25 protein-coding genes, 2 tRNA genes and 1 other RNA gene are annotated in these 23536 nt (G+C 46.5%); 15 read left to right on the forward strand and 13 right to left on the reverse strand.

From position 1 onward, the window contains the following. The first annotated feature begins 22 nt into the window (after positions 1-22). From DLD82_RS09825 to DLD82_RS09835, 3 genes are all read left to right on the forward strand, one after another. Positions 23-1057 (forward strand): hypothetical protein, encoded by a 1035-nt coding sequence (locus tag DLD82_RS09825; protein WP_109940937.1) that lies wholly within the window; start codon positions 23-25, stop codon positions 1055-1057. A 13-nt stretch (positions 1058-1070) separates the two neighbouring features. Beyond that, positions 1071-1383, forward strand: an RNA gene (ffs, locus tag DLD82_RS09830) — signal recognition particle sRNA. Positions 1384-1396: 13 nt separating this feature from the next. Continuing rightward, positions 1397-2353: a malate dehydrogenase gene (locus tag DLD82_RS09835; protein WP_109940938.1), complete on the forward strand. Its 957-nt coding sequence runs from the start codon at positions 1397-1399 to the stop codon at positions 2351-2353. Between the two features lie 37 nt (positions 2354-2390). On the opposite strand, the gene DLD82_RS09840 is transcribed toward DLD82_RS09835, so the two are convergent. The 3 genes from DLD82_RS09840 to DLD82_RS09850 are packed head-to-tail and all read right to left on the reverse strand — an operon-like array spanning position 2391 to position 3502. After that, complete coding sequence (locus DLD82_RS09840; protein WP_109940939.1) at positions 2391-2648, reverse strand: elongation factor 1-beta; 258 nt, start codon at positions 2646-2648, stop codon at positions 2391-2393. A 4-nt stretch (positions 2649-2652) separates the two neighbouring features. Then, positions 2653-2877: a zinc finger domain-containing protein gene (locus DLD82_RS09845; RefSeq protein WP_394339583.1), complete on the reverse strand. Its 225-nt coding sequence runs from the start codon at positions 2875-2877 to the stop codon at positions 2653-2655. Beyond that, positions 2861-3502, reverse strand: coding sequence for an amino acid kinase family protein (locus DLD82_RS09850; RefSeq protein ID WP_109940940.1), 642 nt, complete (start codon positions 3500-3502; stop codon positions 2861-2863). Before DLD82_RS09850 ends, DLD82_RS09845 begins: the two co-directional genes overlap by 17 nt. A gap of 13 nt (positions 3503-3515) precedes the next feature. Between DLD82_RS09850 and DLD82_RS09855 the strand changes: the two genes are divergently transcribed. After that, positions 3516-5183 (forward strand): phospholipase D-like domain-containing protein, encoded by a 1668-nt coding sequence (locus DLD82_RS09855; RefSeq protein WP_181391362.1) that lies wholly within the window; start codon positions 3516-3518, stop codon positions 5181-5183. A 2-nt stretch (positions 5184-5185) separates the two neighbouring features. Here DLD82_RS09855 and DLD82_RS09860 read toward each other — a convergent pair whose 3' ends face one another. The 3 genes from DLD82_RS09860 to DLD82_RS09870 all read right to left on the reverse strand — a co-directional run bounded on the left by DLD82_RS09860 (position 5186) and on the right by DLD82_RS09870 (position 7754). Beyond that, complete coding sequence (locus DLD82_RS09860) at positions 5186-5860, reverse strand: cytochrome c biogenesis CcdA family protein (RefSeq protein ID WP_109940942.1); 675 nt, start codon at positions 5858-5860, stop codon at positions 5186-5188. 2 nt (positions 5861-5862) lie between these two features. Further along, positions 5863-6426 (reverse strand): redoxin domain-containing protein, encoded by a 564-nt coding sequence (locus DLD82_RS09865; RefSeq protein WP_109940943.1) that lies wholly within the window; start codon positions 6424-6426, stop codon positions 5863-5865. Positions 6427-6494: 68 nt separating this feature from the next. After that, a complete protein-coding gene (locus DLD82_RS09870) occupies positions 6495-7754 on the reverse strand; it encodes a GntP family permease (RefSeq protein WP_109940944.1) in 1260 nt (419 codons plus the stop codon). Between the two features lie 85 nt (positions 7755-7839). Here DLD82_RS09870 and DLD82_RS09875 point away from each other — a divergent pair, with 85 nt between their 5' ends. Continuing rightward, complete coding sequence (locus DLD82_RS09875) at positions 7840-8208, forward strand: hypothetical protein (RefSeq protein ID WP_109940945.1); 369 nt, start codon at positions 7840-7842, stop codon at positions 8206-8208. Here the strand turns inward: DLD82_RS09875 and nadC are convergent. The 4 genes from nadC to DLD82_RS09895 form a co-directional block, all read right to left on the reverse strand. Further along, complete coding sequence (gene nadC, locus DLD82_RS09880; protein WP_109940946.1) at positions 8198-9040, reverse strand: carboxylating nicotinate-nucleotide diphosphorylase; 843 nt, start codon at positions 9038-9040, stop codon at positions 8198-8200. The genes DLD82_RS09875 and nadC overlap by 11 nt on opposite strands. Next, positions 9037-9939, reverse strand: a complete 903-nt coding sequence (gene nadA, locus DLD82_RS09885) for a quinolinate synthase NadA (protein WP_109940947.1) — start codon at positions 9937-9939, stop codon at positions 9037-9039. The genes nadC and nadA overlap by 4 nt, the downstream gene beginning before the upstream one ends. Beyond that, positions 9936-10694, reverse strand: a complete 759-nt coding sequence (nadX, locus tag DLD82_RS09890; RefSeq protein ID WP_109940948.1) for an aspartate dehydrogenase — start codon at positions 10692-10694, stop codon at positions 9936-9938. Before nadX ends, nadA begins: the two co-directional genes overlap by 4 nt. A gap of 124 nt (positions 10695-10818) precedes the next feature. After that, positions 10819-12183 carry a hypothetical protein gene (locus DLD82_RS09895; RefSeq protein WP_109940949.1) on the reverse strand — a complete coding sequence of 455 codons (1365 nt, stop codon included), beginning with the start codon at positions 12181-12183 and terminating at the stop codon, positions 10819-10821. 147 nt (positions 12184-12330) lie between these two features. On the opposite strand from DLD82_RS09895, the gene DLD82_RS09900 reads away from it, so the two are divergent. Both DLD82_RS09900 and DLD82_RS09905 read left to right on the forward strand, forming a co-directional pair. Further along, complete coding sequence (locus tag DLD82_RS09900) at positions 12331-13599, forward strand: radical SAM protein (RefSeq protein ID WP_109940950.1); 1269 nt, start codon at positions 12331-12333, stop codon at positions 13597-13599. Positions 13600-13646: 47 nt separating this feature from the next. Continuing rightward, positions 13647-14183 (forward strand): hypothetical protein, encoded by a 537-nt coding sequence (locus DLD82_RS09905; protein WP_109940951.1) that lies wholly within the window; start codon positions 13647-13649, stop codon positions 14181-14183. Here the strand turns inward: DLD82_RS09905 and DLD82_RS09910 are convergent, their stop codons facing one another. Beyond that, positions 14184-14678: a hypothetical protein gene (locus DLD82_RS09910; RefSeq protein WP_109940952.1), complete on the reverse strand. Its 495-nt coding sequence runs from the start codon at positions 14676-14678 to the stop codon at positions 14184-14186. It lies immediately after the preceding gene. A 10-nt stretch (positions 14679-14688) separates the two neighbouring features. Then, positions 14689-14762, reverse strand: a tRNA-Ile gene (locus DLD82_RS09915). A 133-nt stretch (positions 14763-14895) separates the two neighbouring features. On the opposite strand from DLD82_RS09915, the gene iorA reads away from it, so the two are divergent. The 8 genes from iorA to DLD82_RS09955 all read left to right on the forward strand — a co-directional run bounded on the left by iorA (position 14896) and on the right by DLD82_RS09955 (position 23364). After that, a complete protein-coding gene (iorA, locus tag DLD82_RS09920) occupies positions 14896-16665 on the forward strand; it encodes an indolepyruvate ferredoxin oxidoreductase subunit alpha (protein ID WP_109940953.1) in 1770 nt (589 codons plus the stop codon). Beyond that, entirely contained in the window at positions 16662-17240 is a 579-nt protein-coding gene (locus DLD82_RS09925; RefSeq protein WP_109940954.1) for an indolepyruvate oxidoreductase subunit beta, read from the forward strand. The genes iorA and DLD82_RS09925 overlap by 4 nt, the downstream gene beginning before the upstream one ends. Positions 17241-17333: 93 nt before the next feature. Continuing rightward, positions 17334-17846 carry a hypothetical protein gene (locus tag DLD82_RS09930; protein ID WP_181391363.1) on the forward strand — a complete coding sequence of 171 codons (513 nt, stop codon included), beginning with the start codon at positions 17334-17336 and terminating at the stop codon, positions 17844-17846. A gap of 167 nt (positions 17847-18013) precedes the next feature. Beyond that, positions 18014-19549, forward strand: coding sequence for a 2-isopropylmalate synthase (locus DLD82_RS09935; RefSeq protein WP_109940956.1), 1536 nt, complete (start codon positions 18014-18016; stop codon positions 19547-19549). After that, positions 19530-20783: a 3-isopropylmalate dehydratase large subunit gene (locus DLD82_RS09940; RefSeq protein ID WP_109940957.1), complete on the forward strand. Its 1254-nt coding sequence runs from the start codon at positions 19530-19532 to the stop codon at positions 20781-20783. The genes DLD82_RS09935 and DLD82_RS09940 overlap by 20 nt, the downstream gene beginning before the upstream one ends. Beyond that, a complete protein-coding gene (locus tag DLD82_RS09945) occupies positions 20783-21271 on the forward strand; it encodes a 3-isopropylmalate dehydratase small subunit (protein ID WP_109941074.1) in 489 nt (162 codons plus the stop codon). Before DLD82_RS09940 ends, DLD82_RS09945 begins: the two co-directional genes overlap by 1 nt. Next, positions 21259-22374, forward strand: a complete 1116-nt coding sequence (locus tag DLD82_RS09950; RefSeq protein WP_109940958.1) for an isocitrate/isopropylmalate dehydrogenase family protein — start codon at positions 21259-21261, stop codon at positions 22372-22374. Before DLD82_RS09945 ends, DLD82_RS09950 begins: the two co-directional genes overlap by 13 nt. A gap of 129 nt (positions 22375-22503) precedes the next feature. Continuing rightward, the gene (locus tag DLD82_RS09955; protein ID WP_109940959.1) at positions 22504-23364 is read left to right on the forward strand and encodes a metallophosphoesterase family protein; all 861 of its coding nucleotides are present in this window, start codon (positions 22504-22506) and stop codon (positions 23362-23364) included. Between the two features lie 66 nt (positions 23365-23430). Here the strand turns inward: DLD82_RS09955 and DLD82_RS09960 are convergent. Further along, positions 23431-23514: transfer RNA gene (locus tag DLD82_RS09960), tRNA-Ser, on the reverse strand. Positions 23515-23536: the final 22 nt, after the last annotated feature.

Here is a 23536-nt window from a genome sequence, read left to right on the forward strand (position 1 = left end):
TACGGGCTATTATGTTACTTCAATGAAATGTTCCTGTTGTGGTGAGGATCATATCATCTGCCCTGGAGATCTTGGTCGGCCTTCAGCTCTTTTTGCTCCCTGTCCTCACTGTAATCCTCATATAAGGGTGAAAGAAAGTCCCGTTTCTCCTGATGAAATAGTGAATGGTCCCTGCCAGTGTAACAGGAGATTTATCGATGACGTTATGGCTTCTCTGTATCAGGTATTACAAACTGAAGGGGTCATCAAAGGGACTGAACCTCTATCCGCCCTCGGAACTCCTCTCATCTGTCCGGGTCTTTTTCTTCGTCGCCCCCCGGTACTTCCCTCCCGATCTCTCATCCTGATATCAGATCTGATTTCTGAAAGTGCAGCAGAGATTGCATACCGTAAAGTCCCTGAACTTCTTGGAGTTGTGTATCATTCACATGAATTCCCCGGTCCGGGTGATGTAAGATGCGGGTGTGAACCCTCCATTCATGAAGGCAGACTGCTTTTTGGCTGTGACGTCAGGGCGGATATTTTTCTGTGTGGGAAAGGGCCGGTTATTATCATCAAGAAACAGGCTGATCTGCATATTGAATTTCCAAAAGGCATTGATCCAAAGGTTATGGGTGTAGAAGAACAGGTACGAAGGTTCCACCCCGATGTGTTTATCGATGCCTGTGCAGGGCCTGGAACACTAGGTATTACTGCCGCTCTTTTTGGTGTTCCAGAGATAATCATGTGCGATGTATGGCATGCATCTGTCTGGAGCGCAATACAGAGCATCCGGGTAAATAAGATTAAACTTGGAATCTCTCAAATCAGTATATTCAAGGATATTTCAAAATGTCCCCCGGTATGGGGTGGAAAACCTGTCCTCATCTGCGAGGCAACCGGCGAAAAGATTCATATCCGACTTTATAATGGATCATATGAATTTCTTGGCTCTGATCTTCCTTCCGGAAAAAGACTGACGGTTTTTGATCCGTTTGATAAAGATACATTTCGTAAAAACGATCAATTTCTTTCTTATTGGAATGAAACGATTGGAGGGGAAGTTTTTATTCCGTAGCTGCAGCATAATTATGGGGACTAGCCCGGGTGGATCGGCGTCACTTGTGACCTGAAATCGTCGGTATGCAGGGGGCGAAGTTTGAGGAAGGTTGGTACATACGGCCCGTATCTGTCGTGTTTCTGACGTAGAAACCCTGTCCTGTGAGGTCGATGGCCAGGTATCATACCTTCGGAGGAAGGAACGACCTGTTGTCGCGGGGACCGGTTCAGGCCCGGAAGGGAGCAGACTTACCGTGAACATTCGGCGCCCATAGGGTTGCGGGGTGGAGAAGGGAACCCTTGGAAAAGGCTGAAATGGCCGATCGACTGATAACATGTCCCTAATATTCTGATTTTTATGGCAAAAGTTGCGATTGTTGGTGCAACCGGAAAGGTAGGCCAGTATGCAGCACTCTCAATCTCACGTATCCCGTATGTGAATGAGGTTCAACTCTATGGCAGACCGGGTTCTGAAGGGATTCTTGAGGGTATCGCTCGCGATCTCATCGATTCATTTGCTGCGACCGGGACAGACAGCAGCGTTAGCTGGAGCTGCTCGATTGAGGATCTGAAAGGATCGGATGTAATCATCTTTACTGCAGGTGTCCCCCGCAAAGCTCATCAGACGCGAAATGATCTTGCGCTCGAAAATGCACGAATTGTGAAAGATTTCGCTGAAAAAATCGCCACCATCGCACCGGATTCATTGTTGCTCATGATCACAAATCCGGTTGACATCATGACTCATGTGGCCCTAAAATATTCAGGAAAAAAGTCAAATGAAGTCTTTGGAATCGGGACACACCTGGATTCAATGCGACTCAAATCTGCAATAGCCTCGTTCTTTAAAGTCCATGTCAGTGAAGTTCACACCCGTATCATCGGAGAGCATGGTGAAAGCATGGTACCACTCTGGTCTGCAACGACCATTGGAGGTATACAGATATCAAACCTGCCCAGTTTCGCCCGTGTACCGATTGATGAGATCATGACCCAGGTGAAGTGCTCAGGTCAGCGCATCATCGCTTCAAAAGGTGCAACGGTATGGGGGCCAGGTGAAGCAATCGGTACTCTTATCCGGACAATACTTGGAAATGAGGATCGAATCCTGACTGTTTCAGCATATATCAAAGCGGAAGTTCATAACATCGGTGATGTGTGTATCGGTGTGCCGGTACGGATTAACCGGAGTGGAGTATATCCTGTTCCAATACGAATTGAACCGCTTGAAGTGAGAAATTTCCAGATGTCTGTCGAAAAGATCCGGAGAATTACAAAAGAAGTCTTTAATGCTCTTGAGAACGGGGAAGAATAGAAAGATCCCCTGAACGTTTTACAAAAAATTCTTGTAATTACACAAGAGTTGATTCAACGATTTCTGCACGTTCAACACCCTCAATGGAGTTGAGCGTCTCTTCTATGACTTCAGTTTGTCCTTCTGCATCAGGAACGACCAGCGCGACCTTTAATGCAACAAGTCCAAAGCCGATGGGCTCTTCCCTGATATCCTGAACACGGGGGAATTTTTCTTTGATGGAGGCAATTATTCCTTCCCTGTTGATCTCAGGAGATTCCGGCATCACTTTTATAATAAGCGCTACGTCTCCCATCGTCTCAGGGTCCCCGGAGGCCACAGGTGGGGCATACATATTCAACGCTCTGTTCTCTGCACCGGTAGCACCGGCGGATTCTGGCCCCGCATGCCGGGCAGCCGAACTCTACTGAGCCCTCTTCTGCCATTGGGCCATTACATGATGTGCAGGTTGTTCCACTCATATTCAGACTTCCAAAAAGCTGCTTATCTGGTTTGTTCATCATCACCTTAAATGGTACTGCCAAAGCTGGTCCCTGGTACCTTATCACCATCCAGAAGACGGGCCAGTCTCATGATGTCAGATCCCCGTATAATCTGCCCGGATATTCCATAAGAAAAGATATAGGGGATAAATGCGGGATCAAGGTCGCAGGTCACCATCCCTTCTGTGAGTCTGCTGACCGGATTGTCTCCTGTCCTGATGTAATCGATTGATTTCAGGATGATAAGGGGAGAAGAGAGAAGATTTGCATAGTATGCACTGATGGTATCTGAAGTAATGTCCCACGAATGAGGGAGCGGATCAGTTTTCATAAGGTGTATATAGGGAAGAAGAATTTGAGTCCTGTTTATACTGGGTTTTGTGGTTACTGGAATTCCTGAGGTCGAAAGTAACCATCCGTACTGGTCCATGGCTGCAATTGACATGAAATGCGCTGCAGTATCTGAAACATTCGTCTGCCTTACTGTGTCTGCAAAAATCCCGCCCCCGGGAATGATAAGGACTTTCCTGTCAGAATCACGTATCGTCCTGATGATTTCCGGCCCATGTTCAATCAGGCTTCCCCCTATCTTGATTACCACAGCCTGGCCCTTACGCATCAATTCAGTACTTTCATGTATCCATGACCGATAAACCCTGTTCCCCATGCGGCTCTCCCTGATGTTCCTCATACTGTTTGTTTTTTTCATCTCTCCCTGTTCTTCTGTTCCCTATTTCCTGGAAGTGTATCCGGATACCTGGGTAGACGGGGATGAAGACGAGTATGTCACTATCGGGTGGGAAGAGGAGCCAGGACAGGTTACCATATCCGATGGTGAAGGAACTATCATCCTAACTCCTCTGCCTGGTTCCCGGACCTGTACCATAGCGCGAAATGCAGAGGCTTATGAAAAGGTCTGGGGACAGTACCCGGATTTTGAGATCCTTGATGGGACACCTTTAGTCCCACAGGCAGCCCTCTCTGGAAAATTCCAGTTGTCCAATAAAAAAGATGAACTGACTCTCACGAAGAATGGGGTGGTGCATGATTCAGTCTCCTGGCCCGGAACCTTTCCCTCAAGGAAAGGACAGATTCATTTCAAATCCTGTAAAGGATTGTGGGATGAACGCATCCTGATGGCCGGGGGGAGTCGGCTTGAACCAGAAACCTTTCTGGATGTATCAGGTATTTCGTTTGTCTCACCTGACTGTTCAAGAGCAGTTCTGGAAGATGTCATCAGGCAGGCGAATACATCAGTTCTTCTGAATGTCTATGAATTCACTGACCCGGGATTTGCAGGACTCTTATGTGATGCGCAAAAAAGGGGTGTATCAGTCATTGTTCTCCTTGAGGGTGGTCCGGTTGGAGGTATCCCTGCCGAGGAATTTCCTGTTATATACGATCTCATCCGGGCAGGTGCACAGGTTCTCGTTATGGAAGGAGACAGAGAGGATCATGCACCGTATCGGTATAATCATGCAAAGTACCTGGTTGCTGATGACCTGAGAGTGTTTCTGACAACTGAAAATTTTAAGGAACACTCTTTCCCAAAAGCAGGTTATACCGGAAACCGGGGGTGGGGTGTGCTCCTTGAATCTCCTGACCTTGCTGCCTCCTTTACGCGGGTTTTCAAGGATGACAGTGACGGCCCTGGAGTAGTTCCAGCCAGTGGCCGGCCTGGGGCCTTTGAAGAGTCGGTAACAGACAGGTATCAACCGGTGTTTCATCCTCTCTCCTTTTCAGGAGCGGATGTAATGCCGGTCTTTTCTCCGGATACCAGTCATCTGATTGCTGATGTTATCAACAACAGCAGTCGGAGGGTGTGGATTGAGCAGGCCTATATTACTGAATATCCGGGAAATGGTTCAAATCCGTTTCTTTCTGCGGCGATAGGTGCTGCCAGAAGAGGAGCGGATGTCAGGATTCTCCTTGACGGGTATTATTACAACATCGAGGATGACAATGACAATGATGAGATGGTGACTACGCTGCAGACTCTTGCTGCCCGTGAAAATATCACTCTTGAGGCCCGGGTGCTCTATCCGGAAAAAACCGGGTTATTAAAGGTCCATACCAAGGGAGTAATCGCTGATGACCAGGTTCTGATCTCAAGCATGAACTGGAATGAAAATTCCGCCTGTTTTAACCGTGAAGCCGGGGTTATTATCCGGAATAAGGAGGTGGCTTCTTACTTTGCATCAGTATTCCTGTCTGACTGGTCCGGAAAAGGCGGATATTCAAAGGTTGAGGATACTGCCGGCAGGGATTTCTCCGGGGTAATGCAGATGATAGCTCTTGCAGCGGTGATAATATTCTTAATTCTTCTGTATCGCAGGCATCATCGATAAAATCAGAGGTGTTCCAGAAGGAATACGAACACCAGGTAGTATAAAGCAACAGAAAGCATCAGGACTCCCGCAACCCGGTTGATGATCAGGTGGTGTGAGGTAAAAAACCTGATAAACGTCCTGCTTTTTTCCATGGATAGCGCTGAAAGGAAAAGGAGGGGACTTGCCATTCCTATTCCGAACAGAACAAAATTGATAAAATTCGCAATAAAATCTGCAGTTGATGCAGAGATGGCAAAGAGCAGGATGATGGACCCGGGATTACAGGGGAGAGCCACAAGGCCGAAAAATGCTCCAAAAAGCACTGCTGTGATGTACGGAGTTTTCCCGACCGGAGTTGAAATCATCGGGAAGAATCTGCTAATATCAAATCCTGCAATCATTGCGATACTCATCGCAGCGAGTACCAGGTAAATTACCGGTCCAAGGATCTCCAGAACATCTCCTGTGGATATTTTCAGAATAGAAACAAAGAGCAGGCCAAATGAGAACATTGCAAGAAGAACCCCTCCGGTGACTGCAAGACCGAGTGATGCGGTAGAAGTACTTCCTGTTTTAGTTCGGCCGGCAAGAAATGCAAGATATCCGGGATAGAGTGGAAGCACACACATCGCTCCCAGCGGAGTATAAACCCCGGCTAAAAAAGAGATGATCCAGGTTTCAGGGGTAAAATTCATGTTTATTCTGTGCAGAGTTCGTCTGTAGCTCGTTTCAGGACATCTGCACTGAAAACCCCGTCTTCAAGGTAGGTTGCAGTCTTTCCACATATGATGATGGTCTGGGGTATGGACTGGACAAATCCTGGTCCGTATGCATTGACAAGGCTCCGGGTCACATCGGTGGGAGCTGCGGTAAATATCCCCTTGAAATTGTTAGATTCCTGGTGGCGTTTTACCTTTTCTGTATTCTCGTTTGGATCGATATCCAGAGCCACAACGATATAATCATCCGGATAGGCAGTCTGAAGTTTGGTTGATTCTAACAGCTGCATCGAACATCCCGGACACCAGACCGCAAAACTATGAATGATTACGGGTTTTCCTTTCTGTGCAAGGTCCATAAGGGAAAATCGTTCACCCGTGGCTGCATTGGTCAGCGATGAGGACAACCAGGCGAGTTCTGGTGATGCTGTTTCGGTGTAAGCGACTTCTGGTTCTTCCTCACTTGCAAGGCACCCTGTGCAAAAGAGGGAGGCGATGAGAACACCCACGATGACCGGGAGTATTGTCCGGTTATATTGCATAGAGAAAGATCTGAAGCTTCTTGTTCATATACTTCAAGGAAGAACCCCTAAAAAGGTGGAGCCAGGTCTTATATTACAGGCATAAGGAACTGGATGAGAAGTGCAACCAGGTATGTGGCGAGTCCGAAAATAATCTGAGGCACCGTGTACCGTTTAAACACTGTTTTTACATCGTCTCCCGTAGTCCGGTGGAGCAGCCAGAAGTAGGGGTCGGTCACAAAACAGATGAGTCCTGCACCGCCGATAATCATCAGGAAGAGCGCCAGGGGATTAAGCATTGATGGAATGACCGTTGTTGCAAGAACCTGGGCAGTCAGGTATGAGGTAACGATCCTCGAGCCCTGTGCAGTCTGGATAAGTGCAGCTAGTACAAAGGGGAATAGAAAAACCGGAAGTGATGTTGCAAGCAGGATTGATGCATCTGCCGGAAAACTGCTCTGTTGAATGATGTAACCAAGAGCTCCCGCACCACAGATATCAAAGATGACAACGCCGGCATGCTTTGCTCCAAGAACCCATCCGCTCCATCTGATATCCTGCCGTGCGGTTGCAACAGCGGTGATCATACCGGCAATCATGATAAACTGCAGGAGTCCCGCATGGGTCAGTCCAAGGAGCAGGTATCCGACAGGGATTGCCAGCAGTATCACAAGGAATGGTGCCCATGCCCGAAGGTGGAGTGTTCCTTCCTCTCTTTTGTATCCTATCTGTTCATTGGTGATATCAGCAAAATTGCATTGTCTTCTGACATACCAGATAAGACTCCCGATAAAGGCAAGAGAAAGAGGAATGGCAACCAGGTTATAGATGAGCGGAGAAAAATCCGGTGCAAATGCATCAAACAGGGTGTACGTGACCGGAGTCGGATATACATAGGCGACTCCAAGAACTGATCCGATTGCAACCAGGTAGATGAGCAGTGAGCGTTTTTTCTCATCTGAAGTAAAGAATTCGATAACCGGAGTCAGGATGATAAACGCGGTTATCGGGCAGGTTGAAGGGACGGCAATCAGGTATCCTGCAATACCTGCAAGACTTGGCGGCCTTTTCAGAAGCGTCTTCAGGTCTGATACAATCTGCTGGATAAGTCCCTGTTCGGCAAGGTATTTTGCAATGACTGAACCGGCCAGAATTGGGATACCAAGGCTGTTAAAGATGCTGGCGCATCCCATGGCAACCTGCTGAAACACGGTATCCGGGTCAGTTCCGATAAGAAGGCCGAAGGCTATTGCCCCCCCGACAAGGGTGAAAAATGGTGGAAGCCTGTATCGAAAACCGATTACAGATATTGCCACCATCACGATGATGAAGATGAGGATGGTATTCATTCCTTATTCTATCTGCAGGTGATCATATCAAAGCCTCTTGGTCTTTGCATAACTGCTGATAGTCTTTACAACAAACCGGATAGGGATGGTTGTGCTTTTTCAGCAGGAGTGGATTGCGGTGTGGATTCTGGTCCTGGTCACCGGAGTGTGCCTTGCAGGAACCATTCTACTTGATGGAATAGGAAAAGAACCTTTCACCAAGGAGTATATGCCTGGAATGGCAGATGGAACATTAGTCCGGTATTCTGGTGTTGCCGGTCAGGTTACCCATGTTACCGGTGGGAGTGCTATGCTTGAAGTATCTGGGGTAAAAATTTTCATTCCAGCTTCGGCGGGTATCATCCCGGATATTCGGGAAGGCAGCGGAGTTTCACTCATTGGGGTTGTTCAGCACTGGAAAGGGGCAGAAGAGATTTTAATCGAGGATTCCACAGATATCCGGATTATTTCATGATATCAAGAGAAAGATCAGCGTTTGTAACCGAGTGAGTAAGCATCCCGAGACTTATCCGGTCAATGGGCAGGGATGCATATGAATCGATCGTGTCTCCGGTAATACCTCCGGATACTTCGATGACAACCTTTTCACGGAGTCCCTTTTTTTTCAGAAGATTGACTGTTTCCAGTACTTCCTGGGGAGACATGTTATCAAGCAGGATAATGTCTGCTCCGGCCTCTGCTATCATGACTGCTTCTTCGATGGTATCTGCTTCAGCCTCGATGCAGTGATAGGCACCGGATTTTCGTGCCCTTCTGACTGCCTCGTCAGCACTCACTAAAACACGGTGATTATCTTTTATGAGCACGGCATCAGAGAGTGAGAACCGGTGAGGGTCTGCCCCTCCTGTCATGGCTGCTTTTTTGTCCATCAGCCGGAGTCCCGGAGCAGTCTTCCTGGTCGCTGTAATCCGGCAGTCCGGGTTTATTGTTGAAACTCTCTCCTGCAGTATTCTGGTCTGTGTTGCAATCCCGGACATCCGTCCGAGAATATTAAGGAGTGTCCGCTCAAGTAACAGAATGGTATGGGCATCTCCCCTGACAATAAGGATCTCATCCCCGGGGGCATACGAAATGCCATCGGTACCTGCCCTTATGATGGAAAGGTCGTACCATTCTGAAAGCCGTATGCATTCTGAAATACCAGAAAGGATCAGGTTTTGGCGTGCTGTTATTACTGCTGTAGAGTCCTGTTCATCTATTACCGCCGCTGATGTTATGTCTCCATAAGGACTGTCTTCTTCGACAAATGAGATGAGTTTTGAAAGAGGGATGTCAGGGAGTTTCATGGGACACTAAGCATATAATCAAGAGATTTACGTGCTCCATCCATTATCTCCGGTGGAACCTTTACTTCACCTGAAAGGTCACGAAGGCATACAAGAAGTTCCTGGAGGGTGGTCTTTTTCATATCTGCACAGATGGCATCTTCATTACCGATGAATGACTGCTCCGGGCAGAGAACACACAACCTCTCAAGCATACCGGTTTCTGTGCAAATATACCATCTATCACCGGATTTTGCAATCTCTACCATCTTTCCGGTTGAAGCGATATGATCTGCATAAGTCCGTATTTCTTCCGGACATTCAGGGTGAGCAATAATTGATATTCCTGCTGCCTTTACCTCAACCAGGTCATCGGGAGAGAACTGCATATGGACATAACAGTGTCCTCCTTCAGGAATCGGTATTATCTCCTTTTCCGGAAGGACTGACTGGACATAAGAGGCGAGGTTATTGTCTGGTCCGAAGATGACCTGCCGGTGAGGAAGAGATTTTACAATTTTCACCGCATTTCCTGATGTACAGACCGAATCAGCAACCGCTTTACATGCTGCGGTACTGTTGATGTAGACAACGACCGCTGCCTGCGGGTATTCTTCTTTTGTCTTCAGGATGAGTTCCGGGGTTAAATAGTCCGCAAGCGGGCATCCGGCGTTAATATCCGGCATCAGAACCGTCCGGTCGGGGTTTAATATGTGGGCAGTCTCGGCCATGAACCTGACACCACACATGACAAGTACCGGCTCTGTCGCTTTTCGTGCAGCAAGAGCGAGTTCAAGACTGTCGCCGATGACATCAGCTACGGCATGGATTTCCGGGAGCTGATAGTTGTGTGCAAGGATCAGGGCTTTTCGTTCTGATTTCAGACGTAGGACATCTGCAATGAGGTTATGCTTGGTCACGATCCTATCACCAGGGGGTTGTCAAGGTTTTTCAGAAGTGAGAGTACAGAAAGGGCTGCAAGATAACTCGTTGCCGGATTATCCGGACTTGGGTGGTTGATAACCCTGATGTTTGCCTCTCCGAATTCTCCGGTCACAAAGATATCATGAATATTCCTGTCAACTTCCGGATCTGCCCAGAGTTCAACATCCACGTCACAACCCGTGGCAATGGCAATTGCAACTGATACGTTGATATTTTTTGGGAACTGTTTGATGCACTCGTTCGCCTTTCCCCTAAAGGCAAGAGTCCTTTCAGTAACCTGCATGTTCAGGCTTTCAGGACTTTTTGTGGTTCTGAGTAGAACGGAGTCAATCTTACTGATCTGACCTACTTTCAGGTTATCAAGCCCCATGATGGCACCACTTGGGATATGGATCTTCCTGCCATGTTCCCGTGCCTTATCAAGGAGAGACTTCCGGAAATATGTGTCTGAAAGGGCCCCCACCGAAAGTATGAGTATATTTTTGTTGTTTTCCAAAACTTTTGGGGCATATTCCCTGACTGCCAGTACTGACGCTGCTTCTACACAGATATCAAAGTCCTGGGATATGAATTCCTGAAAATCGGAGTATGCAGGAGCGCCACAGATCCGGGCCAGATCCTCTGCATGGTCCGGCAGGCGATCAAAGAGTGCCTCTACCGTAAATCCATCCTGATGGGTAGCAATTATTTTGCCGACATTGCCACAACCAAGGAGCCCGATTCTGACCATTGCCTACATATATGCAGAATAGCTTAATATGGCCTCTGGAAGATAAACCTTAATTGAATATATAATACGTTTTTTTATTTATTTTGAAAATTTTTTTTCTCGTTCTATTTTTTTAATGATTTATTTAACAAGCTTCACGGGTAAAGGTTATAGTGCCGCCTGCGGTAAGTGTATCAGTAGCATAATCATAATTCCCAAGCGACATAAACGTATATTCCCCAATTGGTGCATCATTAATAGTTTGGGTACCCTGACCACCATCATAATTAGATGGCCCTGTGAGTTCCCACCAACACTGCGCTACGATAATTATTGTCCCTGTTTGTGGATTTGGTGTTGGGGTTGGTGTAATACTTGTGCGACTTAACCTATCGTAGTCATCTGGATCTCCTGTTCCGGTTATTCCTGAAGTATATGCTGGATCTCCGAAGGTCTTCTGGAATGTCTTTATGCCCCCAGTAACTGATGCTACATCTCTCCAGTTGTTCGTAGCAGAGGGGATATTGTTTCGTCCGTGAGCTTCCATGATTGACCCTCCGAACAAGGTTTTTACTGCTCCCTCAGCAAAACCACTGTTTGAATTCGAATCCGGTGAGACTGCAATCCGATAACTCATCGCTCCAGGTACATCGCCTGTTTCTGCAACACCTCTAACCGCACCTCTGGAAGAAATCTGACCTGAATTCATATTGACAAGTTCACTTTTTGCTTTGACTACATTACAAAATGCAGGAATGATGGATCCTGAAGTATCAGTAAAAACACAACGAATAGAATCCCCGGTTCGCTCCCAGTTTCCTGCGACATCAAAAACCCATTCCTCCGACCCGATTAAATGAGCCCCTTCAGTACTCGCATAGGTCAGAATTTTCTCTGATTTGAGGTTGGAGAGGCTTTTTCCTTTATCCTGTGAATCAAAATCAATGTTTTTGTTTAGAGATATCTTACCCCCGTTGCTACGCAGAAAATCTGTCCAGGTAAGGATCATGATCTCTTCAGTTGAATTGAGTTTAGTATTGTGAATGGATCCTGTGTCTATTTTCTGATCAACAATATAATCGTTGTAATCTTCATCTAATGTCTCTAACAGTTCTCCCCAAGATGTAGAAGTGCCCGGAATATGCTTGGTATATAAATAATCATCAACATTGAGATACGTCAGACGCAGGTTGCCGTTATTATCTTTTACCCATTTATAATCTGCAGAATTGAGATCGTTTATTGCACTCGCAATGGTCTGCGATGGCGAATATAAATTATTTACATTGTATCCGTCGGCTACATATGCGTAATGAACAGCTCTGTTCTGGTCATCCAATGTCCAGTCCAAACTACTTTCATCATATATCGGTCCTGTTGAATCGATCAAAGTATCAACGGTAAATATCTGGTTTTCCGGAACCTGTGATGGAAGGCGATCTGCAGTTATTATGCCAATTAATATTATGAATGTCGCCAAAATTATGGAGATTGAGATATACTTTTTCATCTTTCCTCCACTCTATTTTAAAATGAAAAGATTGTCTATATATTACGTATATAAATGCGCTGATTTGGATCTCGCGTCAGAAAATATCCCGAGATCATAATCAATTCTTAATATTACACGAAACAGGTACAATAATCATTTTTGACTATGTCACTCTATAATGCTGGAATTAATATTGCTGATAACCATGTTTGGGTCCATTCTCTCTCGAAAAAACAAATTTACATTGGAACTTTCGGATGTGCATATAATGAGGGGGATTCAGTTTTTTTAAAAAAAATTCTGAAACACAAGAATTGCACTATTGCTACCAATCCGGATGATGCAGATGTTATAATTCTGAATACCTGCATTGTGATTGATAAAACCGAGAGAAAGATGATAAAACTCCTCCGGAAATATTCCGGGAAAGAGCGTTGGGTCACCGGTTGTCTTCCCCTAGCCCGTCCTGATCTCTTGCAGGATTTCCCCGATGTAGGGATTATCTATCCGGATTCCATTCACGAAGCTGCAGAAGACCTTACTATAAATTGGGAAGGGCCGATACAGGTTGTGCAGGTAGGTCCCGGATGTACGGGTTCATGCAGGTATTGCATTACTAGGTGTGCACGGGGTATAATCCGGAGTATTCCTCCCGATATTATAATTTCACAGATAATTGCATGTGAAAAGGGAGGTGCGGCAGAGATCCGACTTGCCGGGCAGGATCTCTCCTGTTATGGTCATGATACAAAAGTCCTGTCTCTTTCCTCTCTGCTAAACAAGGTGCCCCACCTTCCGGAAACCTGTCGGATTCGGCTTGGCATGATGAACCCTGCCACACTGCTCCCTATTGCACGTGATGTTGCGAAGGCAATGAAACAGGGTCCGTTTTTCTCTTTTCTTCACCTGCCAGTTCAGTCAGGTTCGGACCGGGTGCTTGAACTGATGGGACGAAGATATCAAATCGCCGATATTCTCAACATTCAGGAGATATTCAGATCAGAAATGCCTGGGATAACCATAGCAACAGATATCATCACGGGTTTTCCCGGAGAGACTGAAGAGGATCATAGAAAAACCCTTGAGTTCCTTGAGAAGATGAAACTAGGCATGGTCAATGTCACGAGATACTCATGGCGGCCCGGCACCGGGATGGGCCGCGAAGGAGAACTTCCTGATCGGATACGAAAAGACCGGTCCCGCGAGATCATCCGTGATGCATATGCGATGCTGCTGGAAGCGAATGAGAAGAAGGTTGGCACCGTAATGCAGGTCATTACCACTGAGTCACTCCGGCCAGGTTCAGTCATGGCTCGGTCATTATCATATGAGGGAGTCGTAATCCCGGAGGAAATTACGCCTGGAACATTGTGTAAAGTTAAGATCTCCGGCTGTACTCCGCATTACCTGGTAGGTACCCTGGTTGGAGACTGACCAGACGATTCTTTGCCTGGCCGGATGACCTGTATATACTGGTACTGATGGAAGAACTGATAGAAAAGGGATTTAATCGGCTTGTTGAGGTAATCAACCTGCATGATACGTCTATTGATGCATATTCTGAAGATATCCGTAAGATGGATGCCGAGCTCATGAACCGGATGGCAATGCAGGTGACAAAAGTTATCTCAAAAACCGGGATTGAACTTCTCGAAAAAGGAAAGAAGGACAACCATGGGGAGATTTATGACTCGCGGCATTATCCTACGAAGATGATTATCCTGGGAAAAAGTGCTGAACCTGCCCCGTACCGTCCGGATAACATGTCACGTGCGGTGCAGGATCAGTTCTGTCTTTTAGGTGACGATGGAAAATTTTACGAGATTATGTATAGTGCCGATGAACTGGTAATTGATTCATATATGGCCGAAATTTCTTCCCGCCAGGTCATTGATCTTTATGGATATGAAGCCATGTTCATGCTCTATAAAGCAATGCAACAATACCTGGAAAATCAGGAAGATCTCTTATTTGCACTCGAAAAAACGATATCTTTTATCCGTGCAGGAAACTCTTGATCACTTCTTTTCTTTCCAATTAAAAAGCGGAAATGTCGGTTTGAATGGATCATCCTGAACTTCATATGATCCAAGGGTAAATGCCTTCGATTTTCTGTTCTCATTCCCTGCCTGATATGTAACTTCAATAGTCAGATTGGTTACCATCGTTGGGAGCGAAATCTCGGTTTGAGTATCAGGCTCGAGAACAGGGATATCCCATGGTTTTTCAATACCTGCAGCGGTAACCTGGATCTTTTCTGCTGCCTTATTTCCGGCGTTCTCCAGGATAATTCTTCGGTGATTGGCTGACAAATCAGCGAGAAGAATGGGACGAGGGGATCTCGCTGCATCTGCTGATATAATCATACCAAGGGCCGCTGTCCCGCATATGATGATCGTAAAACCTGCAAAAATTGGCTGATTGAGAACAAAAAAAAGTCCTGCAAGTGCAATACCAACAATTGAAAGAATTATGATGCGGGTATTTCCTGCTATAAACTTTGAAGATGACATAAAAGAGAAATGGGCCCGATGCGATTCGAACGCATGACCTCCCGGTTATCAGCCGGGTGCACCACCTGTCTATGCTACGGGCCCGAGGCTCTTATCAGGTGGATCATCCTCTTTATTAAACCTTGCGAATCCTGATCTGCCTTCTTGCGGATCATAACAGAACAGAACTCATACGATGACAGGCAATACTGTTAGAGAATCTGCTCCGGGATTGAATATGGTAGTTCATTATCTGCTAGGAAATGAGGCGATTGCGCACGGATGCCTTGAAGCAGCCGTTGATATCGCCTGTGGGTATCCGGGTACTCCCTCATCCGAAGTGATTGATACCCTCAGGATGGACCCTGACCGCGCCTGCAAGGTTGAATGGTCTGTGAATGAAAAAGTCGCATTTGAGGAAGCTCTTGCCGCATCATGGTGTGGGCTTCGAACCATCTGCACGATGAAACATGTTGGTCTGAATGTTGCCGCTGATCCCCTGATGACCTCGGCGTATACCGGAACAAAAGGTGGTTTTGTCATCCTGAGTGCAGATGATCCGTTCGCCCATTCATCACAGAATGAACAGGACAGCCGGTGTTATGCACAGTTTGCGCGAATACCCTGTTTTGATCCCTCAACCCTTCAGGAAGCCCATGACATGGTTCGTGACGCCTTTTCCATTTCTGAGGAATTCTCTCTGCCGGTCATGTTCCGTCCGACTACCCGTATCTGTCACTCAAAAAGTGACGTTGACATGGGTGAAGTGAAGGTTTCCGACAGAACCGCGTTGTTTGAAAAGGATCCCCGGCAATATGTGGTAATTCCCGCGCACACTCGCATTCTTCACCAGAAACTGAATCAAAAACAGCCGGCAATAAAGAAAAAACTTGTAGAATTGGGATACAATCGATATGAGGTAAAAGGAAAGACCGCTGTCATCTGCAGCGGTGTCGGAGCTTCCTATGTCCGGGAAGTCATCGGGTCTGACGTTTCTCTTGCGGTTATTGGTGCATATCCTATTGATGAAGGATGGTTGGCCGGGTTTATTCAGAAACATGAGAAGGTCCTCGTTGTCGAAGAACTCTCTCCGATAATTGAGGAAATCGCAAGACAGGTAAGTGGGTTTGTCCTGATTTATGGCAAAAAGACCGGACAAGTACCATATGAGGGAGAACTTTCACCAGAACGGGTTGCAAAGTACCTGACCGCAGCAGGGATTCAAACATCAGTCAGGTATGAAGAGCCACAAAAACCTGCCGCACTTCCGGTTAGGTCTCCTGTCCTTTGTGCAGGATGTATGCACCGGGCTGCCATGTATGCGATGAAGAAAGTTTTCCGTGACGGGATTTTCCCCAGTGATATCGGATGTTACACCTTAGGCATTCAGCTTGGAACTGTTGACACCACGATCTGTATGGGTGCTTCAATTACAATTGCATCCGGTATGTCCCTTGCTGGTGAGAAGCGGGATATTGTATGCACGATTGGTGATTCCACGTTCCTTCACACGGGTATCCAGGGCCTCATCAATGCAGTGTATAATGGTGCGAATATTACCGTTGTCATCCTGGACAATCGTATCACGGCAATGACCGGTCACCAGCCAAACCCGACCACGGGACTTACTGCCTGTGGAATTTTGACCCCTCCGGTGTCCATTGAAGCGATCTGTCGTGCAGCCGGAGCAACGTTCGTCGAAACGGTAAGTCCGAGTAATCTAACCACCTTCATGAATGTCCTGAAAGAGGCAAAATCAAAAACCGGAGTAAAAGTAATTATCGCCCGCCAACCCTGCGTCATATCGGAAAAGAGGTCTAAAATTAACCGGGGTAAATATATCGTACATCAGGATGTCTGTATCGGATGCAAGGCATGCATTAAATTCGGTTGTCCGGCAATAGAACTTCGTGGTGGTCTTGCTTTTATTACTGATCTCTGTTCCGGGTGCGGAGTGTGCTCAGAATTATGTCCGGTCGGAGCAATCAGCAGGGAGGTGAAGGAATGAGCTTTGACGTCATGATTGTAGGTATCGGAGGTCAGGGGACCATTCTTACTTCCAACATTCTGGGGAAGGCATGTGTGATTGAAGGTATCCCGGTCAGGGGAGCTGAGACGCATGGGATGGCCCAGCGTGGTGGATCCGTGGAGTCACAGATTAGAATCGGGCAGCAGTATGGTCCACTGATCGCCCCCGGCACTGCGGATCTTCTCCTGTCATTTGATCTTCTTGAGGCTGCCCGTGCTGTTCACTGGTTAAAGCCCGACGGAAAGATATACACCAGCCAGGAGTTTGTAGTTCCAACTTCGGTGTTCATGCAGGACTATCCATCACCGGAAGAACCGATGTTACTTGAAATGCTTGGTTCGCGGCCTTACAAGGTCGTTGACTGCCGCCGTATAGCAGAAGAAGCCGGTAATGTCCTGACCCAGAACATTGTGCTCCTTGGTGCAGCATCGCCTGACATCCCCCTGAAAAAGGAATCGTTACTGGAAGCTATCAGAAGAACTGTTCCTCAAAAAACAGTTGATATGAATCTGAAAGCCTTTGATATGGGAATTGATGCGGGAAAAAGTGAATAAAATTTATAAATCCCGTTTTTTGGCCTTCATGTTTGTAAAATCGAGTTTTATAGGAAAAACCTCTTCTTATTCTCCGTTAGATTATCTACTGGTATGAATTCCTGTTACATTCTCCCAATATTGCTTCTCTTCATTTTCATTCCATGTAGTGTTCAGGCGTTTTCTGTAGATATGGTGGACATTTCGATTGACAGTGCCGGTGACGCAACTGTGCAGATGAATTACAATACAAATCATATTGAACTGGGTGCATATTCTCTTGCCAATGTGGTGATGGATGTAAGCAGCGTTGCAAAGGAGAGACTTGAAGCTGTTTTTGATAAATCTGTATCGGTTGAGGAAATTACTCCTGAAGTAACCAGGTTCAGGGTGTGTAATTTTGCCTATGTGGATAACAAGACCTGCACAAGTCCGTCATTTCAGTTTCTGCAGGCCGAAGACCTCTTTGATAAAAACTTGCTATGGGTGAAAGACAGCCTTTCTTTGGATTTCACTCCAAAGGTAACAAAAGTTCATTTTTTTGATGGGTATATTGAAACATTTGAAGATACGGATTCAATTCCGAAAATCAGGCATACTCTCAACTCTCCTGGTTCAGCACCATGATTGCATCGATCTGCACCAAAAACCGTTCCCGCATCACCTCGCCCTGAGGTTCTGGTGCAATTCCCTCTCATTCGTATGCACCAGTGATCAAAACATATATTAATCGCAACTTACTACCTGTATGATCATGTCTCAACAAGTAACCGGGACAGGGAACGTCGTATCATGTGGTACGGCAGGTCGCTTTCTCCAGCGATAAGAATAGCAGACGAAGAATTACTGTTTTCGATACGACACTCCGTGACGGTGAACAAACGCCGGGTGTGTCATTTACGCCTTCAGATAAAATCGAGATCGCTCATCAGCTGTCTGACATTGGTGTTCACATCATTGAGGCAGGTTTTCCGGCATCATCGGCCGATGAATACTCGACGGTAAAAGCCATCGCAGCAGAAAATCTGGATGTAATTATCTGTGGCCTGGCTCGTTCGGTTAAACAGGATGTTGACCGGTGCATCGATGCCGGAGTTGACATGGTACATGTCTTTATCCCGACATCTGAAGTCCAGCGGATCCATACCATCCGGAAAAGCCACGAGGAAGTTGTAGCAATCACCGGAGATATTGTCAGGTATGCACGTGACCATGCGGACAAAGTGCTTTTTTCTGCGATGGATGCAACACGGACCGGCATTCCTGAGTTGATTGAAGTTTATACTGCAGCAGTTGAGGCCGGTGCTACCGCTATTAATGTGCCAGATACTGTGGGTGTTGCAACACCGACATTCATGCAGGCAATGATTGGTGCGTTACGCCCGAAGATTCCGGTCACTATTGATGTCCATTGCCACAATGACTTTGGGATGGCCACTGCCAATACCATTTCAGCAGTAGAAGCAGGTGCTGATCAGGTCCAGGTGACGGTGAACGGGATCGGGGAACGTGCGGGTAATGCAGACTTAGCCTGCACGGTGATGGTTATCGAGTCAATCTTCGGATGTAACACCGGAATTAAAACCGAACGGCTGGTTGAGACTTCGCGGATGATTTCACGATTTTCCGGCATCATGGTCCCGCCGACCTATCCGGTAACCGGAGAGTTTGCCTTCTCACATGAGAGTGGTATCCACTCACAGGGGGTCATAGAAAATTCCAGTACCTTTGAGCCTGGGATCATGACTCCGGAGATGGTAGGTCATAGGCGAAGGCTGAAACTGGGTAAACATGTCGGAAGGCATGCAGTCCGTGAAATGTTAAGCCAGGTTCATATCTCACCTGATGATGCACAGATGGACGAGATTATCAGCAGGATTAAACAGATCTCCTCAAAAGGAAAGAAGGTCACCGAACATGATCTGTATGAAATTGCAGAGACCGTAACCGGAATGTCCACCGGGGGTCGTTATGTTGAACTGGTGGATATTGCCATCATGACTGGCAATCACATGATCCCGACTGCTACTGTAAGGGCGAGAGTGAATGGTGTGGAAGAGGTCTGTTGCAGGACCGGAAACGGGGCAGTGGATGCTGCTATCAAAGCCCTGATTGGAACCGTTCCAAAGCCGGCGACCTTAAAAGAGTTTCATATCTCTGCGATATCTGAAGGAAGTGATGCAATCGGTCATGTCACTCTGGTGGTCGAAGATGAAAAGGGCAGAGTGTTTGATGCTGCCGCATCAGGTGATGACGTGGTTTTAGCGTCTACGGAGGCAATGATTAACGCAATAAACATGGTGTACCGCAATGGCAGGAACAATCACTGAGAAGATATTCTCCGCCCGGTGTGGCAAGGAGGTAGCGGCAGGCGAAGTTATCATGGCTCCGATAAGCGGGGCTATGATCCATGATATCACTGGTCCGCTTGCTATCGAGAAGTTTTATGAAATGGGTGGAAAAAAGGTCTTTGATCCGGCAAAGATCATCATGCTTTTTGATCACCAGGTACCGGCTGACTCCCTCAACGCTGCAGAAATTCAGAAAAACATGCGAATTTTTGCAAAAGAGCAGGGTATTCATAACTACGACATCAAGGAAGGTGTATGTCACCAGGTAACCCTTGAAAAAGGTCGTGTATGTCCCGGAGATATCGTCATTGGCAGTGATTCACACACCTGTATGTATGGTGCAGTTGGAGCATTTGCAACCGGAGTAGGATCAACCGACATGGGTTTTGCCCTCCGGTACGGCTGTCTTTATTTCCGGATACCGGAGAGCATCAGGGCAGATGTAACCGGAAAATTCCAGAAACGGGTCGGTGCCAAAGATCTTATCCTCAATATTATCAAGGACATTACCGTGGACGGGGCTACTTACAAGGCAGTAGAGTTCACCGGTGATACCATTGGTTCACTGAATATGCCAGGACGGATGACATGCTGTAACATGGCCATCGAGATGGGTGGAAAAGCAGGGATTGTTCCTCCGAACAGGGTAACAAAGGAATACCTATCTGGAAGATGTACCTGCAGGGATGAAAGCCTGGTCAGTGATCCGGATGCCGTGTATGCATCATGGCGAAATTATGATGTGTCTGACCTGGTTCCGCAGGTTGCAGTGCCCCATAATGTTGATCAGGTTGTTGATGTCACAGACATTGCCGGAACCCATGTTGACCAGGTCTTTATCGGTTCATGCACGAACGGACGGTTTGAAGATCTTATGGAGGCTGCTGAAGTCCTCGGGGACAAAAAATTCTCTGATGAGGTCAGGGTTCTTGTGATTCCGGCATCAAAAGCCGAGTATCTCAAGGCTCTCCGGGCTGGTATTATTGAGCAGTTTGTCGAGGCTGGTGCTCTCGTCGAGGCTCCCTGCTGTGGGCCATGTATGGGTGGCTCTTTCGGACTTATTGCTTCCGGAGAGGTATCCTTCTCAACTTCCAACCGGAATTTTAAGGGTAGACAGGGTTCTGCCGAAGGGAAGGTTTTCCTTGGTTCTGCAGCTACTGCTGCTGCAACTGCTATTTATGGTGAGATTACTGATCCACGGGAGGTGCGATGATGCGAACCTGGAAATTCGGTGACAACATAGATACCGATGCCATCATTCCAGGCAGATTTCTGACCATTAATGATGCAGCAGAACTTGCAACCCATGCCTTTGAGGGAATCAGGGATGAGTTCTCAAAAGAGGCGAAGGAGGGTGATATCATCGTTGCAGGTCGGAATTTCGGGTGTGGTTCATCACGTGAGCATGCACCCCTGGCATTGACCGGAGCCGGGATCCAGATGGTAATCGCAGAGTCATTCGCGAGAATATTTTACCGGAACAGCATTAATGTCGGGTTACTGCCGGTGATATGCCCACAGGCATCAGAGATTACTGAGAAGGATCAGGTAATCCCTCACCTCAATGAGGGCTTTCTGGAAGTTTCCGGGAAAAAAATGCCGACTGAACCGGTCCCTGAGTTCCTCCGCCGGATTATTGATGCCGGAGGTCTTGTTGCCTATGCAAAAACCATCAGGAGTGAAGATTTGTGCACAAAGTAGCGGTTATTGGAGGAGACGGAATAGGACCTGAGATCATTGAATCAGGGAAAACCGTCCTCGATGCAGCAGGAGAAAAATTCGGGTTTGATATTGAATGGACCGGATTTGATATCGGTGCAGACAGATATCTTGCAACTGGCGAACTTCTGACCGAAGAGGATCTTAAAGAACTTGAGAAATTCCAGGCAATCTACTTTGGAGCAATCGGTGATGACCGGGTAAAACCAGGAATCCTTGAGAAAGGAATTCTTTTAAACCTCCGGTTTTACTTTGACCAGTATATTAACCTTCGGCCGATCAGGATGCTTGCCGGAGTGGATACGCCGCTTGCAAACAAGAGGCCGGAAGATATTGATTTCGTAGTGGTCCGGGAAAATACCGAGGACTTCTATGTGGGTATTGGATCACGGCTGAAGGGTCATGAAAAGAAGGTCCTTGAGGTGAAACGGGATCTCTATTCCGTTAAGTTCGGACTTGATGTCGAGACAGATTCAGATGAACTTGCATATCAGATTGGGGTTATCAGTCGTGAAGGTGCAAGCCGGGTCATCTCTTATGCCTTTGATATGGCACAAAGCAGGGAGAAGAAAGTAACCTCAGTTGACAAGGCAAATGTTCTGTCTGATATATACGGTCTCTGGAGAGATGTCTTCCTTGAGACGGCGGCAAAATATCCGGGAACAACCCACGAGTTTACCTTCGTGGATGCCATCACAATGTGGTTTGTCAAAAATCCGGAATGGTTCGATGTTGTTGTTACCCCAAATATGTTTGGGGATATCATCACTGATCTTGGTGCCATGATCCAGGGAGGTCTGGGTCTTGCTCCGGGTGGAAATATTAATCCGGACGGGACCAGCATGTTTGAACCGATTCATGGGTCAGCACCAAAATACAAGGGTCAGAATGTGGCAAATCCTCTTGCAACCATCTGGGCAGGATCAATGCTCCTTGAACACCTTGGAGAAAAAGATGCTGCAGACCGTGTTTTGCAGGGTATTGAGGCTTCTATCCGGGAACGGGTTGTTACAAAAGATATGGGCGGTTCTGCCAGTACAAGTGGTGTTGGTGACTGGATAGCCCGGTGGATTAATAACTCATAACTCTTTTTTTGGTATTCTTGTGTAAATTACCAAAACCCACTTTTTCACCTGTAAACTATATGATGATATATATCATTCATTTCACCTGAAAACAAATAGTTACGTTGCAACAATTATACTGGTAAAAAAATGGGTGACCGAAGAGACTATAATATCCTTGCCATCATCTTTTTTCTTCTTTTGCTGGCACATCCAACAATTTCAGATGTAAGCAAGGAGGGCAATAACAGTTTGTCGGTTTATTCACTTGTCCACCTTTCAGATACTCAAAACCTTGCGTCTTTTCATCCTGAAGTCTACAATCACACCTTTTCATATCTTGAGTCGATAAAAGAAGTGCAAAATATCTCTGCGATAATCATCACTGGAGACTTCGTTAACACATATGATAATGAAACTGAATGGAATGCATATCGTAATGCAATAAACAAGACATCTATTCCGGTTTATGCAACCGCCGGAAACCATGATACTGCATATGGTCTTGTGTACTCCTTTTTCTCTCAGTATACCGGTAACACTAAGCCATATTCTGTTACTTCAATCAATGACTTCAACCTCGTGAGCATTGATTATTCAATCGTTTCATTGGCATCTCATGAATTTCAGAGTATACGGGATAAGATGGATCAGTATCCTCATTCGTTTACTATCATTGCAACCCACCATTATATGGAGCCGGATGGTTCCTTGTCCCTCCTTGGAGAGAACATCGATAAAGAATTAATACGTTATCCTACCCTGGTGATGGCAGGTCACCGGCATGTCCAGTCCATCAGCACCCATATCGTAGATCAATACCCGGTGATTGTTGATATTGCCAATTACCAGGATGGTGATTCACAAGGAATGAATAGAACAGATCACTCGGCCGGGACCCTTTTTACCGTAACGTCCCGTAATGGGGTCGTTGAAAAAATTTCCTCACGGATAATCCGGATATTTCCTGATCCAGTAATCGGTCAGGAACATGTTGTTTATGAATTATAATCAACCCTTTTCGGGAGAATTATTTTTTTTCAGATTGAGATTATGTGATGGTGTAAAAAAAATGAGCGCTAAGGGGGAGATTTGAACTCCCGAGGGATTGCTCCCACAAGATTTCCAATCTTGCGCCTTCCCAGACTAGACTACCTCAGCATGAGATGCCTATATACATTAA

Origin of the sequence: Methanospirillum stamsii, assembly GCF_003173335.1 — an archaeon.
GTDB classification, from domain to species: Archaea; Halobacteriota; Methanomicrobia; order Methanomicrobiales; family Methanospirillaceae; genus Methanospirillum; species Methanospirillum stamsii.

Coding starts and splice junctions, on each gene's coding strand:
- DLD82_RS09925 (WP_109940954.1), top strand. CDS start 16,662: ATGAGCTTTGACGTCATGATTGTAGGTATCGGAGGTCAGGGGACCATT.
- DLD82_RS09955 (WP_109940959.1), top strand. CDS start 22,504: ATGGGTGACCGAAGAGACTATAATATCCTTGCCATCATCTTTTTTCTT.
- DLD82_RS09855 (WP_181391362.1), top strand. CDS start 3,516: ATGTTCCTCATACTGTTTGTTTTTTTCATCTCTCCCTGTTCTTCTGTT.
- DLD82_RS09865 (WP_109940943.1), bottom strand. CDS start 6,426: ATGCAATATAACCGGACAATACTCCCGGTCATCGTGGGTGTTCTCATC.
- nadX (WP_109940948.1), bottom strand. CDS start 10,694: ATGGTCAGAATCGGGCTCCTTGGTTGTGGCAATGTCGGCAAAATAATT.
- iorA (WP_109940953.1), top strand. CDS start 14,896: ATGGTAGTTCATTATCTGCTAGGAAATGAGGCGATTGCGCACGGATGC.
- DLD82_RS09945 (WP_109941074.1), top strand. CDS start 20,783: ATGCGAACCTGGAAATTCGGTGACAACATAGATACCGATGCCATCATT.
- DLD82_RS09930 (WP_181391363.1), top strand. CDS start 17,334: ATGAATTCCTGTTACATTCTCCCAATATTGCTTCTCTTCATTTTCATT.
- DLD82_RS09850 (WP_109940940.1), bottom strand. CDS start 3,502: ATGGGGAACAGGGTTTATCGGTCATGGATACATGAAAGTACTGAATTG.
- DLD82_RS09940 (WP_109940957.1), top strand. CDS start 19,530: ATGGCAGGAACAATCACTGAGAAGATATTCTCCGCCCGGTGTGGCAAG.
- DLD82_RS09895 (WP_109940949.1), bottom strand. CDS start 12,183: ATGAAAAAGTATATCTCAATCTCCATAATTTTGGCGACATTCATAATA.
- DLD82_RS09825 (WP_109940937.1), top strand. CDS start 23: ATGAAATGTTCCTGTTGTGGTGAGGATCATATCATCTGCCCTGGAGAT.
- DLD82_RS09900 (WP_109940950.1), top strand. CDS start 12,331: ATGTCACTCTATAATGCTGGAATTAATATTGCTGATAACCATGTTTGG.
- DLD82_RS09835 (WP_109940938.1), top strand. CDS start 1,397: ATGGCAAAAGTTGCGATTGTTGGTGCAACCGGAAAGGTAGGCCAGTAT.
- DLD82_RS09875 (WP_109940945.1), top strand. CDS start 7,840: ATGGTTGTGCTTTTTCAGCAGGAGTGGATTGCGGTGTGGATTCTGGTC.
- DLD82_RS09910 (WP_109940952.1), bottom strand. CDS start 14,678: ATGTCATCTTCAAAGTTTATAGCAGGAAATACCCGCATCATAATTCTT.
- DLD82_RS09860 (WP_109940942.1), bottom strand. CDS start 5,860: ATGAATTTTACCCCTGAAACCTGGATCATCTCTTTTTTAGCCGGGGTT.
- nadC (WP_109940946.1), bottom strand. CDS start 9,040: ATGAAACTCCCTGACATCCCTCTTTCAAAACTCATCTCATTTGTCGAA.
- DLD82_RS09840 (WP_109940939.1), bottom strand. CDS start 2,648: ATGGGAGACGTAGCGCTTATTATAAAAGTGATGCCGGAATCTCCTGAG.
- DLD82_RS09870 (WP_109940944.1), bottom strand. CDS start 7,754: ATGAATACCATCCTCATCTTCATCATCGTGATGGTGGCAATATCTGTA.
- DLD82_RS09905 (WP_109940951.1), top strand. CDS start 13,647: ATGGAAGAACTGATAGAAAAGGGATTTAATCGGCTTGTTGAGGTAATC.